Genomic DNA, 577 nt, shown 5'->3' on the forward strand with positions numbered 1-577 from the left:
ACCTTCGGGTTGGGCCAGTGCTGGCACCATATCGCCCAGTAAGCTTAACTGCATACCCAATTCCAAGGCGCGCTTTTCTGACTTCTGACCAAACAGCTGCTTCTCAAACCAGGCTAAGCGTTGCTGAATGCCTGCGAAGGTTTCGCGCAATGACGCATGCTCAGTTTCCAGCTTGCCGTACTTTTCTGACCAGGCCTGATTCTCTGCAGAAGCCTGTTGCAACAAACTCTGCAGACGCGCGATTTCACTGGTCAAATTAACCCGTGTCTCGGCGTCCGTTGCCACGTTGGATGAGGATGAAGGCTTGATTTTCATAGCGTCAATTATACAGACTTATCAAGCGATTGACTGCCCATAGCGCTTCGCTTGTTTCTGGCGAAGTACGGTAATTCCGTCAACGATCATTTGCAGGGTGCAACCGGTGAGTGATTGGATCCCACTCGGATGCGGTTTCACCGGAAACTGGCCTTGCTCGAGGCGCTTAGCCCAGACACAATAGCCTGAGCTTTCGAAGTACAACACCTTCATCTGGGTTTTGCGGGCATTGATAAACACAAAGTACTGGCCGCTTTGTGGA

1 protein-coding gene and 1 pseudogene are annotated in these 577 nt (G+C 51.3%); both read right to left on the reverse strand.

The features are described 5' to 3' along the window. Nucleotides 1–315: pseudogene (locus ACQ661_RS12725) on the reverse strand (IS66 family transposase); the annotation flags it as partial. 21 nt (nt 316–336) lie between these two features. After that, on the reverse strand, nt 337–577 hold a 241-nt coding region (gene tnpB, locus ACQ661_RS12730; protein ID WP_431668591.1), incomplete at its 5' end, for an IS66 family insertion sequence element accessory protein TnpB.

The organism is Pseudidiomarina sp. WS423 (assembly GCF_050750165.1).
GTDB lineage: Bacteria > Pseudomonadota > Gammaproteobacteria > Enterobacterales > Alteromonadaceae > Pseudidiomarina > Pseudidiomarina fusca.